A 15650-nucleotide genomic window follows, 5' to 3' on the forward strand; every position below is an offset into this window, starting at 1 on the left:
TCCGGCAGTTCAGTTCAGTTCAGTTCAGTTCTTTCAGTAGGTATGCAAGGGCGTTGCGGAGGTCGGCCGGCTCGCGGTAGTCCACCCCCGTCATGCCGAGCGCGCGAGCGGCCGCCACATTGCCCGCGGTGTCGTCGACGAACAGGCAGCGCTCCGGCGCAACTCGGGCGCGCTCGGCGGCGATCCGGTAGATCCGCTCCTCCGGCTTGACCGCGCCCACCTCGGCGCTGTTCACCACCGCATCGGCCAGCCCGGTCAGCTCCATCGCCGCCAGGTCGGCATCCAGCCAGGCCGTGGCATTGGTGACCACCACCACCGGGACGTGCTCGCGCACCGCGCGCAGCAGCGACACTATTGCCGGGTCAGCCCGGAACGGCGCGCTGGTGAAGGCCGCGGCCAACTCCGCTGCCGCGGCCGGCTCCGGTGTTGTGGCCGACTCTGCTGCCAGCCGTTCGGCGATCCGCGCCTGCCACTCTGCCTTGCCCAACTGCCCCAGCAGCAGCGGGCCGCGCAGCTCGGGGTGGAAGGCGGTCCTCATGGTGTGGCCGGCCGGCAGACCGGCGGCTCGCTCCAGGCGGTTGAGCTCGCCGTGGTCGAAGAGCCGGATCACGCCGTCGAGATCGGTCAGCACGGCATCGAAGGGCCGGATGGTGGTGGTCATCCGCCCGGTATACCGGGGGCTTTGCGATCTTGTCGAGGGGCCGGCCCGCCACGGCGGCCGGCGGCCTCCCGGAGGTCGCGCCGCGAGCTGTCCGGCCGTCCGGCCCGGGGTGGCTCAGTCGCCTTCCGGCGTTCTCAGACGCTGAACGGTACCGAGTGGATCTCGTCCGCCCGGTGGCCCGCGCGCTCGTGCACCCGTTGCACGGCGTCGGCCGACGGCGCCTCCGAGAGGCACCAGACGGTGCCGGAGGCCGGGTCGGCCCAGGCCTGCTTGAAGTGCACGCCCTCGTCGCGCTGCGCTCGCAGGTCGGCCTGGTGGGCCTTCTCCAGCTCCTCGGCGGTGATACCGGTCATCCCGTGGTGGACGTCCATGAAGGTGGCCATGGCAATCCTGCCTCCGTCCGTGTCGCCGAACCTTGCCACCTCCAGCCTGGCGCAGTGCGGCAGATCCGCAACGGGGCCGGGATCACCGAGGTCAGCGGGGGGTGGGGTTCGGTGCTTCGAGGGTGGGGTGGGGTGGGGGCTGGTGCGGTGGGTGGTGCGGGATTGGGTGCTGGTGGTCAGGTGGGGTGGGGTGGGTCGTGCGTGGTGGGTGGTGCGGGACCGGGTGTCCGGTGGTTAGGCGGAGTGGGGTGGTTGGGGTGGGTTGGTGCTTGGTGCTTCGAAGGTCGGGTGGGCGTCGAAGGCGGCGCGGCGGGTGGCGCGGCGCAGGGCGCGCAGTACCGGGCGCCCGGTGACCAGGCAGAGCACGGCGGTCAGGGCGGCGCGCGGTAGGTCCCAGCCGAGCGAGGTGGTCAGGCAGTAGACCGCGAACCGCGGCAGGTTGGCGCTCAGCGGGTCACCGGGCACGAAGGCGATCGAGCTGCTCAGGCCCGCGATGTACGGCCAGCCCTGGAGGTTCATCACCGTGCCGTACAGCACCGCCGCCACCGCGCCGTACCCCGCCAGCAGCAGCACCTCGGGCCGCCCGCGCAGCCGGTCCGCCCCGGGCAGCAGGCCGGCCCCCAGGCAGACCCAGCCCATGGCCAGCATCTGGAACGGCAGCCAGGGCCCGACCCCGCCGGTGAGCAGCGCCGACGCGGCCATCGTCACCGCGCCGAGCACGAACCCGCTGCTCGGGCCCAGCACCCGGCCCGCCAGCACCATCAGGAAGAACATCGGCTCCAGGCCCGCCGTCCCCGCCCCCAGCGGTCGCAGCGCCGCACCCGCCGCGGCCAGCACCCCCAGCAGCGCCACCGCCTTCGGCTCCAGCCCGGAGTCGGCGAGCTGGGCCAGCAGGACGGCGAGCAGCAGCGGCAGCAGCAGGGCGAACAGCCAGGGCGCGTCGGCCGCGTGCGCGACCACCGCTGAGCGGGCCGAGGCGATCAGCGGCCAGGTGAACGCGGCCAGGCCGAGCAGGCTGGTGAGGGCGAGCGTGGCGACCGAGCGGGGGCCGAGCGGCGGGAGCGGGCGCTGGTTCACGAGGTGCCGCCCTCCTCGGCGCGAGTGGGAGTGGGGGTGGGGGTGCGGTGGGCTGCCCCGGGTGCGGGTGCGGGTGCGGGTGCGGGTGTGGGGGGCTGGCTGGGCTGGGGGTGGGCTGGGGTCATTGGGCGGGTGGGCTCTGCGGTCCGGGTGCCCTCTTCGGCGGATGGGAGGGGCTGGCTGGGCTGGGGGTGGGCCGGGGTCACTGGGGGGTCGGGCTGCTCGGTTGGGGTGCCGTCGTCAGCCAGGGCGGCCGCGACCTGGGTCACCGTCAGCCACGGCTGCGGGGCGAGCACCTTGGCCACCTGCGGGGCGTACACCGGGGAGGCCAGCACCACCTCGGCGGACGGGCCGTCGGCCACCAGCTCGCCGTCGGCCAGCACCAGGGTGCGGTGCGCCAGCTCGGCGGCCAGCTCCACGTCGTGGGTGGCCAGCAGGATCGCGTGTCCGTCCGCGGCGAGGCCGCTGAGGATCTCGACCAGCCGGGCCTTGGCCGGGTAGTCGAGGCCGCGGGTCGGCTCGTCGAGCAGCAGCAGCGCCGGGCGGGCCGCCAGCACCACGGCCAGGGCCAGGGTGAGCCGTTGCCCCTCGGAGAGGTCGCGCGGATGGGCGGCGTCCGGCAGGCCGGGCAGGAGGCGCTCCAGCAGGGCGCGGCAGCGTCCCGGTTCGGCGCCCGCGTCCCGGTCGGCGGCGGCGCACTCGGCGGCCACGGTCTCGGCGTAGAGCAGGTCGCGGGGGTCCTGCGGAACCAGGCCGACCCGGCGGACCAGCTCGGCCGGGCGGGCCCGGTGCGGGGTCAGGTCGCCCACCCGCACCGAACCGTTCGATGCGGCATGCAGGCCCGCCAGCGCGCCGAGCAGGCTGGACTTGCCCGCGCCGTTGCGTCCCATCAGCGCGGTGACCTCACCGGCGCGCAGTGCGAGTGAGACGCCGCGCACGGCGGGGACCGGGCCGCGCCGGACGGCCAGCCGGTCGACGACGGCGACCGGGGGTGGGGTGGTGGCCGGGGCTTGGCGGTTGGCGAGGTGGCGGAGCAGTCGGGTGGGTCGACTTTCGGTGGGGGCGGTGGTGGGGTCCTGGGGGTTGGTGAGACGGCGGAGCAGTCGGGTGGGCCGACTTTCGGGGGAGGTAAGGGCGGTGGTGGGGTCCTGGGGGTTGGTGGTGCGATGGAGAAGTCGGGTGGGTCGACTTTCGGTGGGGGCGGTGGTGGGGCCCTGGGGGCTGGTGGTGCGGTGGAGAAGTCGGGTGGGTCGACTTTCGGTGCCTGGGCCCTGTGAGGCGGTGGGTGGCTGGTGGTGTGCCAGGCGTTCCCGCAGGTCGGCGGCGCGGCGGCGGGCGTCACGCACCGAGAGCGGCAGCGGCGACCAGCCGGCCAGCCGGCCCAGGCCCACCACCGGCGGGAAGACCGGCGACTCGGCGAGCACCTCGCCCGGCGCGCCGAGCAGCGGCGCACGGCCGTCACCGGGCAGCAGCAGCACCTGGTCGGCGTACTGCACCACCCGTTCCAGGCGGTGTTCGGCCATCAGCACGGTGATGCCCAGGTCGTGCACCAGCCGCTGCACCACGGCGAGCACCTCCTCGGCCGCGCCGGGATCGAGGGCCGAGGTGGGCTCGTCCAGCACCAGCACCCTGGGGTGCACGGCCAGCACCGAGCCGATCGCCACCCGCTGCTGCTGACCGCCCGACAGGGTGGCCAGTGGGCGGCCGCGCAGCTCGGCCAGGCCGAGCAGGTCCAGTGTCTCCTCCACGCGGCGCCGCATCACCGCCGGCGCGATCCCCAACGACTCCATGCCGTAGGCGAGTTCCTCCTCGACGGTGTCGGTGACGAACTGAGCGCGCGGGTCCTGGCCGACGGTGCCGACCAGGTCGGCCAGTTCGCGCGGCCGGTGCTCCCGGGTGTCCCGGCCGGCCACCGTCACCCGGCCGCGCAGCAGCCCGCCGGTGAAGTGCGGCACCAGGCCGCTGACCAGGCCCAGCAGGGTGGACTTGCCGGCCCCCGACGGGCCGACCAGCAGGCACAGCTCGCCCTCGGGGATGGTGAGATCGAGGCCGGCGAGGGCCGGGGCGGCGGCGTCCGGGTAGTGGACGCTGACCTGGTCGAAGGTGATCACGAGCGGCCGTCCAGGGCGGGAGTGAGGGGGAGCGGTCGGGGTGCGGCGATGGCGGGGAGCAGCGCCAGCAGTACGGCGAGCGCGGCGAACAGCGGCAGTACCGGGGCAGTCGGCGGAACCACGGTGGGTGTGAAGGGAGCCGGGTCGCGCACCGAGAGCACCGTCACCACGGCCGCCGCGGCCAGCCCCGAGCCGGCCACCAGCCACTCGGGCCAGGACCATCCCTCCGGCCGGTAGCGGGTCCGCACGGTGCGGCGACTGCCGAGCGCCAGGCCGGTGGCGGTCAGCGCCAGGCCGGCGAGCAGCGCGGGCAGTGCCCAACCGCCGCCGTCCGAGCCGAGCAGCCCGAAGACCGCCGCGCACAGGCCCAGCAGCCCGAGGACGGTGCAGGCGGTGGTGGCCCGGGCGAGGGCACGCGATACCGGACGGGTGCGGCCGAAGCCCCGGGTGTCCATCGCGGCGGCGAGCGCGATCGAGCGCTCCAAGGCGCTCTCCAGTACGGGCAGTCCGACGCTCAGCATCGAGCGCACCCCGCGATCCGGGCGGCCCCGCAGCCGCCGGGCCGCCCGCAGCCGCTGCACGTCCGCCAGCAGGTTGGGCGCGAAGGAGAGCGCGACCACCACCGCCACCCCCACTTCGTAGAGCGCGCCGGGCAGCAGTCGCAGCAGCCGGGCCGGTGAGGCCAGCGCATTGGCCGCGCCCACGCAGACCAGCACGGCGGCCAGCCGCAGCGCGTCGTAGAGCGTGAAGAGCAGCCCCTCCAGGGTCACCCGGCCGCCGATCCGCACTCCCTGCGCCCAGGCGGGGAGGGGGAGTTGGGGGAGCGTCAGGATCGTGTGCGAGCCCGCCACCGGGGAGCCGAGGAGCAGCGTGAACACCAACCGCAGCGCCAGCACCGCCAGTGCCACCCGTAGGAAACCGGCGTAGCTACGGGCCCATGGTGCCTCGGTCCGCCGGGCGGCCACCACCAGGGCGGCGCTGGCCATGATCAGCAGGAGCAGCAGCGGGTTGGTGCTGCGCGACGCGGCGGCGGCCAGCCCGAGCGCCCAGAGCCACCAGGCGCCGGGGTGCAGCGGGCGGGAGTTGGGGGTGGCGGTCATGGGGTTGGCCGGGGGTGGGGGTGCGTGTGGGTGTGGGGGGTGGCGGTGGTGGTGTGCGTGTGGGGCGTGGTGGTGGGGTGGGCGGGGAGTCGGGTGGGCCGACTTTTGGGGAGGGCGGTGGTGGTCATGGGGTGGGCCGGGGGTGGGTGTCGGGGGCGGGTATCTCGCACTGGGGCGGCTTCGGGCGGATGCCGCGCGAGGTCGCGGTGAGGGCGAGTGCGCCGAGGGCTCCCGCGGTGTGCAGGGTGAGCAGCGGCAGGGCGGCGGCGCAGAGGTGCTGCGGGGGTGTCATGGGGCGCGCTCGATGGGGTCGGTGGGCGGGCGTTGGTGATGAGGGTGCTGGGCAGGGCGGGGCGGGGGCTGGGCGCTGGCGCTGGGTGGTGGGGCGTGGGTGGTCGGGTGTGCGGTTCATGGGCGGTCGGGGGTGCTGTGTGTGGTGGTGCGTCGGCGGTGGGCCAGCCAGGCGGCGCCCCCGGTCACCAGGGCGATCAGGGCCAGGGCGGCGGGGAGTGGCAGGGCGGGGGTGGTCGCGCGCGGTGCGGTGGGCGCCGCTGCTGTGGCCGGGGCCGGGCCGGTCAACGCCTCGCCGCAGCCGCTGACCGGGTAACCGGCGATGGCGCAGAGGATCCCGTTGGTGTCGTAGCGCAGCGGCGGGGCGATGGCAGCCAGCACCTCGGCGGAGCTCGCCTGGGTTGGCACCTGGGCACAGGTGGTGCGAAGTGACGGGGGATCAACATGGGCTGACGGTGCGTCAGTGGGCGTGCCGAAGTCTAGGACGACGCCGACCCGCTTGCGCCCGGGCTGCGCCGGGACGTTGGCGCACAGCGTGGCGAAGTCGGGGGCAGCGCCCGGGCGTTCGTCGGCTTGGCCGACGCCCTGGCTGAGGGTGAAGCGCCAGCCGTCCACGCTGCCGTCCGGCGGCTGGTACATGGCCGGGCCCTGCTGCTGATAGGCCCAGCTGCCCGAAGTCCCGCGCCAGAACGACCAGTAGCGGTAGTCGGCGGCCTGCGCCGGGCCGGCGGCCGCGAGCAGCAGGCCGACCAGGGTGGCGAGCAGCGCGGCAACGACGGTGGTGCGGTGGGTCGTTGCCCGCCGGGTGCCGGGGGTGCCGGGGGTGCCGGGGGTGCCGGGGGTGCCGGGGGTGCCGGGGGTGCCGGGGGTGCCGGGGGTGCCGGGGGTGCCGGGGGTGCTGGGGGTGCTGGGGGTGCTGGGGGTGCTGGGGGTGCTGGGGGTGCTGGGGGTGCCGGGGGTGGTGGGTTGCGCTGCGAGGGGCGTGGCAGCGGTTCCCGGGTGCCGGGTGGTCTGGGCGGCTGGGGGTGTGACTGCGGTGGCCCCGGCGGTGGTTCGGGTGGTGGTTCGCGGGTGCTGTGCGGTCGGGCGGGGTGGGTGTGGGGTTGCGGGGGACTTGTCGTTGGCTGTGGTGGTGGCCGGGTGCCGGGTGGTCTGGGCGGCTGGGGGTGTGACTGCGGTGGCCCCGGCGGTGGTTCGGGTGGTGGTTCGCGGGTGCTGTGCGGTCGGGCCGGGCGGGGGTGGGGGTGTTGTGGTTCCGTGCCCCGCCCGGTGGGGCCGGGTCACGACTGGCGCTTGCGCTTGCTCAGGTAGACGCCGTAGCCGATGCCGATCAGCAGGCCGCCGCCCGCGATCCAGAACGGGTTGAGGCCGCCCGAGCCGCTGCTGTGCTTGGTGGCGGGGGTGCTGGTGGCGGCGGACGGCGCGGCCGGGCCGGCGGCGGCCAGGCTGCTGACCAGGTCGGTGCCGGCGAACGAGTGCGGATCGCGCCCGGCGGCCTTGGCGGTGAGGATCAGCGTGGCGGTGGCGGCCGCGTCGGTACCGGACTTGTTGTGCAGCCAGCCGGCGGCGTTGGCGGACAGCCAGTCCACGGCCGGGCCCGCCTGTGCGCCGTAGCCGGCCTTGGCGAGGCTCAGCACCGCCCAGGAGGTGGCCGCGAAGTCCGGCGTGGGGGCCGCACCGGGCATGGCGAGCATCAGGTGCCGGTCGTTGGCGCCCAGCGCGCCCACCAGGTAGGCGGCCGAGCCCTCGGCGGGCGCGACGGCACCCGAGCAGTCCAGCGGCTTCGGCGCACCCGGCTGCGCACTGCCCGCCGTCACCGGCAGCGAGCCGTCGGCCAGGGCCAGCCCGGCCTGGGCGGTGGCCAGCGCGTTGGCGGCCGGCGCGGCGCCGGGGGCGGCCGCCTGGTAGGCGAGCGCGCCGCGCTGGTCGGCCGCCGCCTTGCAGTCGAGCTGCAGTGCCGTCAGCGCCTGCACCCCGCTCTTGCCCTGCTTGGCGACGGTCTTCGGGTCCACTCCGGCCGCGTGCAGCGCGCTCACGGCCAGACCGGTGGAGTTGGCGTCGCCCGCGTTGCCGGGGTTGTAGGACCAGCTGCCGTCGGCGTTCTGGTTGGCCTTCAGCCAGCCGGTGCCCTTGTCCACCGCGTCCTGGTGCCCGCCGAGCGCCACCAGGGCCTGCATCGCCAGCGCGGTCGCGTTGCTGTCCTCGGTGGCGGCCGCGCAGGCGGTGCCGGTGTCGGCGCGGAACGACGGCCAGCCGCCGTCCGTGCACTGCTGGCCCTTCAGCCAGTCCACCGCGGCGGTCGGGGGCGTCTGGCCGGTGGCCTTCAGCGCGAGCAGCGCCAGCGACTGCCGGTAGACGCCGTCATAGGTGGGGTCGCTCTTGCCGTACAGCGCACTGGGGGCCGCCGCGGGGGCGGGCGGCGAGGACGGTGCCGTCGCCGACGCGGGGGCGGACGGTGCGCCCGAGTCCGCCAGCGCCGGGCCGGTGGCGAGACCGGTGAGCAGGCCGGCGGCGAGCAGGGCGGCCCCGATACGGGCGGGTGCGAGCATGGCGGAGCGCGGGCCTTTCGGTGGACGGGCAGACGGAGCAGACCGGCCGCGGTCCCCGCACCCGGCCATGGCCGGGGCCGAGCGCGGCCACCAAGACTCTAGCCGGAGCCCACGGCAGGGCCCCGCGAGCCGTCGTGCCGGCGCCCCCGCGGGCCCACGCGAGTCGTCGCCCGGGCCCCGCGAGTCGCCGATCCGGATCCGCCTCAGGGCCCCTGCGGGCCGTCGTCACCGCGGCCGCAGGCCCACGCGGGCCGCCGCAGGACCCCGAGAGCCGCTGTCCCAGACCCGCCGCAGCGCCGCGCCAGCCGTCGTGCCAGCGCCCTGCAGCGCCCACGCGCCCCGTCGCCCCGTCGCCCACGCGCCCCGTCGCCCCAGCGGCCCGAGAGCCGCTGTCCCAGACCCGCCGCAGCGCCGCGCCCCGTCGCCCCAGTGCCCCCGCAGCCCCCCGCGCCCCGTCGTCCCCGACCCGTCGCAGCTCCCCCACCACCCCCCACCGACCCGTCGCACCCCCGCAGGCGCCGCAGTACCAGTGCCCCCAACGTGGCGTGGTGTGAATCACCAGCCCGCCCTGCGAAGCACAAGCTACGGGCCGGTAATCTTCAGGGTCTCTGGAGTTCACACGCTCGGCCCGGTGGGCGTGGGCAAGAAGGGGCCGACCATGACGGGGCAGCCACCCACCGCCGACCAGCCGCTGCGGATCGCGCTGCTCTCCTACCGGGGTGACCCGTTCTGCGGTGGCCAGGGTGTGTACGTCCGCCACCTGTCCCGGGAGCTGGCCCGGCTCGGTCACCACGTCGACGTGATCGGCGCCCAGCCCTACCCCGTGCTAGACGAAGGCGAGGACACCAGCCCCGGCAAGGTGCGCCTGGTGAAGCTGCCCAGCCTGGACCTGTACCGGGCCGACGACCCGTTCCGCACCCCGAAGGCCGCCGAGCTGCGCGGCCCGGTGGACGCGCTGGAGGTCGCCACCATGTGGACCGGCGGGTTCCCGGAGCCGCTCACCTTCTCGCTGCGGGCCCGGCAGTACCTGGCCAGGCACCGCGGGCGCTACGACGTGGTGCACGACAACCAGACCCTCGGCTACGGCCTGCTGGGCCTGGCCCGGCACGGTTTCCCGCTGGTCACCACGGTGCACCACCCGGTCACCGAGGACCGCCGCCTGGAGCTGGCGGCCGCCGACACCCGGGCCCGTCGGCTGTCGCTGCGCCGCTGGTACGCGTTCACCCGGATGCAGCGCCGGGTCGCGGCCCGCCTCGACCATGTGATCACGGTGTCCGGCAGCTCCAAGGCCGACATCGTCGACCAGTTGGGTACCGCGCCGGGCAGCATCCAGGTGGTGCCGATCGGCGCCGACACCCGGCTCTGGTCGCCGTCCGACGCGGTGCCCGTGGTGCCCGGACGGATCGTCACCACCTCCAGCGCGGACGTGCCGCTCAAGGGGCTGGTGTACCTGGTGGAGGCGCTCGCCAAGGTGCGCACCGAGCGTGACGCGCATCTGGTGGTGGTGTGCAAGAAGCAGGGCGAGGGCCCGGTCGCGGACGCGGTGAAGCGGTTCGGGCTGGAGCGGCACATCGAGTTCCGCACCGGGCTGAGCGACCAGGAGCTGGTCGAGCTCTACCGGTCCGCCGAGGTGGCCTGCGTGCCCTCGCTCTACGAGGGGTTCTCGCTGCCGGCCGCCGAGGCGATGGCCACCGGCACCCCGCTGGTGGCCAGTACCGGCGGGGCGATCCCCGAGGTGGCCGGGCCGGACGGCGAGACCTGCCTGGCCGTGCCGCCCGGGAACGCGGACGCGCTGGCCGGCGCGCTCGCCCGGCTGCTGGACGATCCCGAGCTGCGGGCCCGTCTCGGGGCCGCCGGCCGGGCCCGGGTGCTGGCCGGCTTCACGTGGGAACGGGCCGCCGAGCGCACCGCCGTCTGCTACCGGGCGGCGATCGCCACCGGGGTCGGGCAGCGGGCCCGCTCCGGTCCGGGCTGGCGCTATGTCTGACCGTCCGCGGCCGTGAACCTCCGTCACCTGATCACCCGTCACCCCCGCTTGACGTCGTAACGAAGGCGTCGTAACGAATGGGAGTCCCGCAGTGCTGACCGTCGACTTCTCCCGCTTCCCACTCGCCCCGGGCGACCGGGTGCTCGATCTGGGCTGCGGCGGTGGCCGGCACGCGTTCGAGTGCTACCGCCGCGGCGCCAACGTGGTGGCCCTGGACCAGAACGCCGACGAGATCGCCGAGGTCCGCAAGTGGTTCGCCGCGATGGCCGCGGCCGGCGAGGCGCCCGAGGGGGCGAGCGCGGTGGCCATGGAGGGCAACGCGCTGGCGCTGCCGTTCGAGGACGAGTCCTTCGACAAGATCATCATCTCCGAGGTGATGGAGCACATCCCGGACGACAAGGGCGTCCTCAACGAGATGTTCCGGGTGCTCAAGCCCGGCGGGCTGCTCGCCGTCACGGTGCCGCGCTGGCTGCCGGAGAAGATCTGCTGGTCGCTCTCCGACGAGTACCACGAGGTCGAGGGCGGCCACATCCGGATCTACCGCGGTGACGAGCTGCTGGACAAGCTGCGCGACGCCGGCCTCAAGCCGTACGGCACCCACCACGCCCACGCCCTGCACTCGCCGTACTGGTGGATCAAGTGCGCGGTCGGCGTCAACAACGACAAGGCGCTGCCGGTGCGGGCCTACCACCAGCTGCTGGTCTGGGACATCGTCGGCACCCCGGTGATCAGCAAGCTCACCAAGGCCGCCGAGGCCGCGCTCAACCCGGTGATCGGCAAGAGCTTCGTCGCCTACGCCAGCAAGCCCAACCGGACCGCCGAATGACGATCCCCGAGGGTGTGGCGGCCCCCGAGACCCTGCTGCTGACCGGCGTGCTGGACGCCGCCGAGGCCGCCGCCACCGTGCGCTCGATCCTGGCCGAGCAGCGCCCCGACGGCGGCATCCCGTGGTTCACCGGCGGCCACCTCGACCCGTGGGACCACACCGAGGCGGCGATGGCCCTGGACGCGGCCGGCGAGCACGCCGCCGCCGAGCGCGCCTACCGCTGGCTGGCCGAGCAGCAGAACCCGGACGGCTCCTGGTACGCCGGCTACTACGGCGACGGTGCCCCGGGCGTCAGCAACCGGGCGGTCGAGAGCAACTTCTGCGCCTATGCGGCGGTGGGCAGTTGGCACCACTACCTGACCACCGGCGATGACGCCTTCCTGGACCGGATGTGGCCGGTGGTGCGCCGGGCACTGGACTTCACGGTGGGCCTGCAACTGCCCGGCGGCCCGATAGCCTGGCGGCTGGACGAGGACGGCGCACCCGCGCAGGAGGCGCTGCTGACCGGCTCGTCCAGCATCCTGCACGCCCTGCGGTGCGGTCTTGCCATCGCCGAGCACCGCCAGGAGCCCCAGCCCGACTGGGAGTTGGCGGCCGGTCTGCTGCAGCACGCGGTGGCCGAGCACCCCGAGCGGTTCCTCGACAAGGGCCGCTACTCGATGGACTGGTACTACCCGGTGCTCGGCGGCGCGCTGAGCGGTGCCGCGGCCGAGCGCCGGCTGGCGGCCGACTGGGACCGCTTCGTGGTCGACGGGCTCGGGGTGCGCTGCGTCAGCGACCGGCCCTGGGTGACCGGTGGCGAGAGCGCCGAACTCGCCCTCGCGCTCTGGGCGGTGGGCCGGCACGAGGACGCCGCGACCATCCTGCGCTGGATCCGCCGGCTGCGGAACCAGGACGGCTCCTACTGGACCGGCTACGTCTTCGAGGACGACGCCATCTGGCCCGAGGAGCACACCACCTGGACCGCCGGCTCGATGCTGCTCGCGGTGGCCGTGCTCGGTGGCGACCCCGCCACCTGCGCCGTCTTCGCCGCCGACCAGCTGCCGGGCGGGCTTGCCGTGCAAGGCTGCTGCTGACCGCAGCGCGGAAATGCCGAACGGCCCGGCGGGAGAACTCCCGCCGGGCCGTTCGCAGTTGAGCTCGGCTGCGGTCAGCCGCGCTGGATGCCGGTGACATCCACCAGCACACCCTGGGTGCCGTCCTGCAGCTGGGCCACCAGGGCGGTGCCGCGCTGCTCCACCGCCAGGTACCAGGTGCCGGGCACCAGCTGGCCGACCGGCGGGCCGGCCGAGCCGTCCTTGGGGGCCAGCGACCGCGGCGCCGGAACGGCGAACCAGAACGGCGCGAACTCGGCGACCGGAGCGCTCTGGGCGGGCGCCGCGGCCGCCGGGGCCGGGTCGGCGGCCAGGGTCGGCGGCAGTACGGCGGTCTGCTCGGCGGCCGACTCGGGGATGCCCTGAGCGGCCACCGGGGCGGCAGCGGCAGCCGGAGCGGGGGCCGGGAAGGCGTCCTGCGGCTGCGGCTGGGCACCCACGCCCGGGGCCGGCTGGCCGAACTGCGGCTGCTGGCCGGGCTGCTGACCGAACGCGGCCGGCGCACCGGCCTGGCCGGCGCCCGGAGCCGGGAAACCGTAGCCGCCCGGCTGCTGGCCGGGGAACTGCTGACCCGGCGCCTGCTGCTGACCCGGGTAGCCGTAGCCGCCCGCCTGCGGGAAGCCCTGGCCCGGGAAGCCCTGCTGGAAGTTCGGGGCGGCCGGCTTGTCGCTCACCAGCGGCGCCTGGAGCGCCGGCACCAGCGGCCCGGCGACGGCCGCACCGGTCAGCACCGCGGTGGCGATCAGACCCAGGTAGGCGCCCCAGGAGTGGGAGAAGGTCACGTCCGGGGTGTCGGAGCTGCTGGCCAGCGACCAGAGCGCGGCCCACAGCGAGGCCACCGCGAGCCCGCTGCCCCACTGGTCCAGCCGCAGGCCCAGGATCTGCCGGGTCTTCGCCGCCTCACCCTGGAGCCGCTGCAGCAGGATCAGCACCGCCGCGGCGATGCCCAGCAGGTAGATCGACGGCAGCACCGGGAGCAGGTAGGTGGACCAGGCGTTGTCCGGCATGCCGCTGATGGTCTTGCAGGTGCCCTCGTAGCAGGCCTCGGCCGTGACGAACGGCAGGAAGGACGAGATGAGCAGAAGCACGGCCGCACCGGCGACGGCGGCATCTCCCCTGGTGAGAGCGCGCAGATTCACGGTCTTGGTTCCCCTCGCTGGTGTGTCGTGTCGGCGTAACGGCCTGTGATTCTACTGATCCCGGTACCAACCGGTCAGCCGGTGGGGCTCGGCGTGGCTTCGGCGTGGCTCAGAAAGGCGGTGAACCCGTCGGCGATGCCCTGGGCCGCCTGCTGCCGCCACTGCGGATCCGTCATCCGCTGGGCGTCGCCCGCGTTGCGCATGTTGCCGCATTCGATGAACACCTTGGGCACCTTGGACAGGTTCAGTCCGCCCAGGTCGTCACGGGTGTCCAGGCCCTGATCGGCGATGTAGTCGGCGAACTGCTCGCCGGTGGCGCGCTGGAAGTCGTCGCGGACCAGCAGGCCGAGCTGGTGCGAGGGCTCGGTGATCGCGGTGGTGTCGGCCTGCCCGGCGACCACCTTGGCCGGCATGATCACGTGGAAGCCGCTGCCGGAGGCCGGTCCGCCGTCCCCGTGTACCGAGATGGCGGCGTCGGCGTGCGCGTCGTTGCCGATCGCCGCGCGCTCGGTGACGCACGGGCCGTACGGGCGGTCGCCGTCCTGGGTGAGGATCACCGTGGCGCCGAGGCCCTGCAGCAGGTCGCGCAGCCGGTGCGAGACGTCCAGGGTGAAGTCGGCCTCGGTGTAGCCCGCGTCGGTCGAGGTGCCGGTGGTGTCGCACTCCTTGTGCCCGTTGCCGACGTCCACCTGCTGGTTGATCTCGGTGGGGTGGTTGACGTTGTTCGGGTTGTGGCCCGGGTCGAGCACGATGGTGCGGCCGGCCAGCGGCTTGCCCGCGGGGCTGCCGGGGCCGGCACTGCCGGGGCTGGCGCTGCCAGGTGGCGCGCTGCTCGCGGCGGCACTCGGGCTGGCGCTGCTAGCGGCGGCGCTGCTGGGGGAGGCGCTCGGGCCGGCGCTGCCAGGCCTGGTCGGTGCCGGGGCGGCGGCACCGGCGGCCGCGCTGCTGCCGCCGCAGCCGGTGAGCGCGAGTGCCGTGGTCAGGCCCAGCGCGGCGAGCAGCGCGCCGCGGGCCGGGCGGGCGGCGGCGCGGTGACGAGTGGGCTGGGCGGGCCGGGTGGTACGGAGGTTCACGAGCTGTCAGATCCTGTCCCAGGTCCGGCTGGCCAGGCCGTAGCTGCCGGCCAGCGCGTTCCACTTGGCGACGAAGTCCTTCTTGGCCTGAGTGGCCTGCGGGTTGAGCTGGTCGGCCTTCTGCTTGTCCGCGGTGTCGGGCGCCTGATTGCCGTTGGCGCAGCCGCCGGCGCTGACCGACTGCGCCCAGGCCGCGTACGCCCGGTCGATGTCCGCGGACGTCTGCCAGGCCGACTTCAGGCTCTGCACGGCGTCGGCGCCGCCGGGGATGTCGGCCACGTTGAGGACGGCCAGCTGGGCGACCAGCTTGTCGCGCTGGTCGGCGCCGCTGGTGAAGGTCTGCACGGCGGCGTCGATGTCGGCCTTTGCGGGGCAGCTGGCCACCTGGGCGACCGCGCTGCCGATCGGGGCCTTGGCAGCCTCGCCCTGGGTCAGCAGGGCGTCCAGCGCCTGGGCCTCGCTCTGCGCGTTCGCCCCGCCACTCGCGCTCGCGCTCGCACTGGCGCCCGCCGAGTCGGACGCGCCGGCGCTCGGGCTGTCAGTGGCCGACGGCGAGCCGGACACCGGCGCGCCGCCCGTGCTCGGCGCCGTTGCACCGGTGGCGGGCGGGGCCGCCGCCTTGGCGGTCGGGCTGCCGGAACCGGAGTTCTGCATCGCCAGCACCGCGCCGCCGCCCACCGCGAGCAGCAGCACCAGGCCGGCGCCGACCAGCAGCGGGACGCGGCGGCGGGCCGGGCGGTCCTCGTCGTCCGGATCCTCGTACCGGCCCGGCAGGTCCAGACCGCCGCCGGGCGGGGCCTGGGGCGGCGGGGGGTAGCCGGCGGGGACCGGGGGCAGCATCGCGGTGGGCGCGTCCGGCGGGGTGCCCGGGGGGTAGCCGTAGCCGCCCGGTGCGCCGGGGGGCGGGGGCAGCAGGGGAGCGGCCGGCGGGTAGCCGTAGCCGGGTTGCAGGGCCGCCGGGCCGGGGGCGGCCGGGGGTGCGGTGGGCGGGGCCGGCAGGGGAGCGGTCGGCGGATTCGCCGGGGTGCGCGGCGGCGGGTAGCCGTAGCCGGGTTGCAGGGCCGCCGGGCCGGGGGCGGCCGGGGGTGCGGTGGGCGGGGCCGGTGGCACGGGCGGTGGCGGGCCGGCCTGCAGATACGGACGGGCGGTCAGCATCGGACCCTGGTCGCCCACTGCCCCGGCCTGTGGCTGCGGCGCCATCGGGGAGGCGGGCACACCCCCGGGCGGCGTGGGCCCGGTCGGACGCGGCGGGCCGCCGGCCGCCGGACGGCGCACCCAGCCGCCCGCGCCGCCGTTCGCGGCCGGATCCCAGACCGCGGGTGTCATGTCGCCCTGATGGTCCGTCATGCTCAGTGGCCC

General features: G+C 75.4%; 13 protein-coding genes and 1 pseudogene. 3 read left to right on the forward strand and 11 right to left on the reverse strand.

The window, feature by feature from the left end; all coding sequences use genetic code 11:
- Nucleotides 1–19 precede the first annotated feature (19 nt).
- The 8 genes and pseudogenes from P3T35_RS04780 to P3T35_RS04815 form a co-directional block, all read right to left on the reverse strand.
- Nucleotides 20–661, reverse strand: coding sequence for an HAD-IA family hydrolase (locus P3T35_RS04780; RefSeq protein WP_101380085.1), 642 nt, complete (start codon nt 659–661; stop codon nt 20–22).
- A gap of 134 nt (nt 662–795) precedes the next feature.
- Nucleotides 796–1044 (reverse strand): SCO4226 family nickel-binding protein, encoded by a 249-nt coding sequence (locus tag P3T35_RS04785; protein WP_101380084.1) that lies wholly within the window; start codon nt 1042–1044, stop codon nt 796–798.
- A 234-nt stretch (nt 1045–1278) separates the two neighbouring features.
- The gene (locus tag P3T35_RS04790; RefSeq protein WP_143676792.1) at nt 1279–2121 is read right to left on the reverse strand and encodes an ECF transporter S component; all 843 of its coding nucleotides are present in this window, start codon (nt 2119–2121) and stop codon (nt 1279–1281) included.
- Between the two features lie 245 nt (nt 2122–2366).
- A pseudogene (locus P3T35_RS04795) lies at nt 2367–4232 on the reverse strand (ATP-binding cassette domain-containing protein); the annotation flags it as partial.
- Entirely contained in the window at nt 4229–5332 is a 1104-nt protein-coding gene (locus P3T35_RS04800; protein ID WP_101380082.1) for an energy-coupling factor transporter transmembrane component T, read from the reverse strand. The pseudogene P3T35_RS04795 and the gene P3T35_RS04800, both read right to left, overlap by 4 nt.
- Nucleotides 5333–5456: 124 nt before the next feature.
- On the reverse strand, nt 5457–5624 hold the full coding sequence (locus P3T35_RS04805; protein ID WP_180356429.1) for a hypothetical protein: 168 nt from the start codon (nt 5622–5624) through the stop codon (nt 5457–5459).
- A gap of 116 nt (nt 5625–5740) precedes the next feature.
- On the reverse strand, nt 5741–6907 hold the full coding sequence (locus tag P3T35_RS04810) for an SCO2322 family protein (protein WP_280704321.1): 1167 nt from the start codon (nt 6905–6907) through the stop codon (nt 5741–5743).
- Entirely contained in the window at nt 6904–8172 is a 1269-nt protein-coding gene (locus tag P3T35_RS04815; protein WP_101380080.1) for a prenyltransferase/squalene oxidase repeat-containing protein, read from the reverse strand. Before P3T35_RS04815 ends, P3T35_RS04810 begins: the two co-directional genes overlap by 4 nt.
- Before the next feature lie 658 nt (nt 8173–8830).
- Between P3T35_RS04815 and P3T35_RS04820 the strand changes: the two genes are divergently transcribed.
- From P3T35_RS04820 to P3T35_RS04830, 3 genes are all read left to right on the forward strand, one after another.
- Nucleotides 8831–10159 (forward strand): glycosyltransferase family 4 protein, encoded by a 1329-nt coding sequence (locus tag P3T35_RS04820; RefSeq protein ID WP_101384972.1) that lies wholly within the window; start codon nt 8831–8833, stop codon nt 10157–10159.
- 91 nt (nt 10160–10250) lie between these two features.
- A complete protein-coding gene (locus tag P3T35_RS04825; protein WP_101380078.1) occupies nt 10251–10985 on the forward strand; it encodes a class I SAM-dependent methyltransferase in 735 nt (244 codons plus the stop codon).
- Nucleotides 10982–12061, forward strand: a complete 1080-nt coding sequence (locus P3T35_RS04830; RefSeq protein WP_101380077.1) for a prenyltransferase/squalene oxidase repeat-containing protein — start codon at nt 10982–10984, stop codon at nt 12059–12061. Before P3T35_RS04825 ends, P3T35_RS04830 begins: the two co-directional genes overlap by 4 nt.
- Nucleotides 12062–12135: 74 nt before the next feature.
- On the opposite strand, the gene P3T35_RS04835 is transcribed toward P3T35_RS04830, so the two are convergent.
- From P3T35_RS04835 to P3T35_RS04845, 3 genes are all read right to left on the reverse strand, one after another.
- On the reverse strand, nt 12136–13218 hold the full coding sequence (locus P3T35_RS04835; protein ID WP_101380076.1) for a hypothetical protein: 1083 nt from the start codon (nt 13216–13218) through the stop codon (nt 12136–12138).
- A 74-nt stretch (nt 13219–13292) separates the two neighbouring features.
- Complete coding sequence (locus P3T35_RS04840) at nt 13293–14291, reverse strand: N-acetylmuramoyl-L-alanine amidase (RefSeq protein ID WP_280704326.1); 999 nt, start codon at nt 14289–14291, stop codon at nt 13293–13295.
- Nucleotides 14292–14297: 6 nt separating this feature from the next.
- The gene (locus P3T35_RS04845; protein WP_180356428.1) at nt 14298–15638 is read right to left on the reverse strand and encodes a hypothetical protein; all 1341 of its coding nucleotides are present in this window, start codon (nt 15636–15638) and stop codon (nt 14298–14300) included.
- Nucleotides 15639–15650: the final 12 nt, after the last annotated feature.

Source organism: Kitasatospora sp. GP30 (assembly GCF_029892145.1).
Classification (GTDB): domain Bacteria; phylum Actinomycetota; class Actinomycetes; order Streptomycetales; family Streptomycetaceae; genus Kitasatospora; species Kitasatospora acidiphila.

Coding starts and splice junctions, on each gene's coding strand:
- P3T35_RS04815 (WP_101380080.1), bottom strand. CDS start 8,172: ATGCTCGCACCCGCCCGTATCGGGGCCGCCCTGCTCGCCGCCGGCCTG.
- P3T35_RS04845 (WP_180356428.1), bottom strand. CDS start 15,638: ATGACGGACCATCAGGGCGACATGACACCCGCGGTCTGGGATCCGGCC.
- P3T35_RS04830 (WP_101380077.1), top strand. CDS start 10,982: ATGACGATCCCCGAGGGTGTGGCGGCCCCCGAGACCCTGCTGCTGACC.
- P3T35_RS04785 (WP_101380084.1), bottom strand. CDS start 1,044: ATGGCCACCTTCATGGACGTCCACCACGGGATGACCGGTATCACCGCC.
- P3T35_RS04805 (WP_180356429.1), bottom strand. CDS start 5,624: ATGACACCCCCGCAGCACCTCTGCGCCGCCGCCCTGCCGCTGCTCACC.
- P3T35_RS04800 (WP_101380082.1), bottom strand. CDS start 5,332: ATGACCGCCACCCCCAACTCCCGCCCGCTGCACCCCGGCGCCTGGTGG.
- P3T35_RS04820 (WP_101384972.1), top strand. CDS start 8,831: ATGACGGGGCAGCCACCCACCGCCGACCAGCCGCTGCGGATCGCGCTG.
- P3T35_RS04780 (WP_101380085.1), bottom strand. CDS start 661: ATGACCACCACCATCCGGCCCTTCGATGCCGTGCTGACCGATCTCGAC.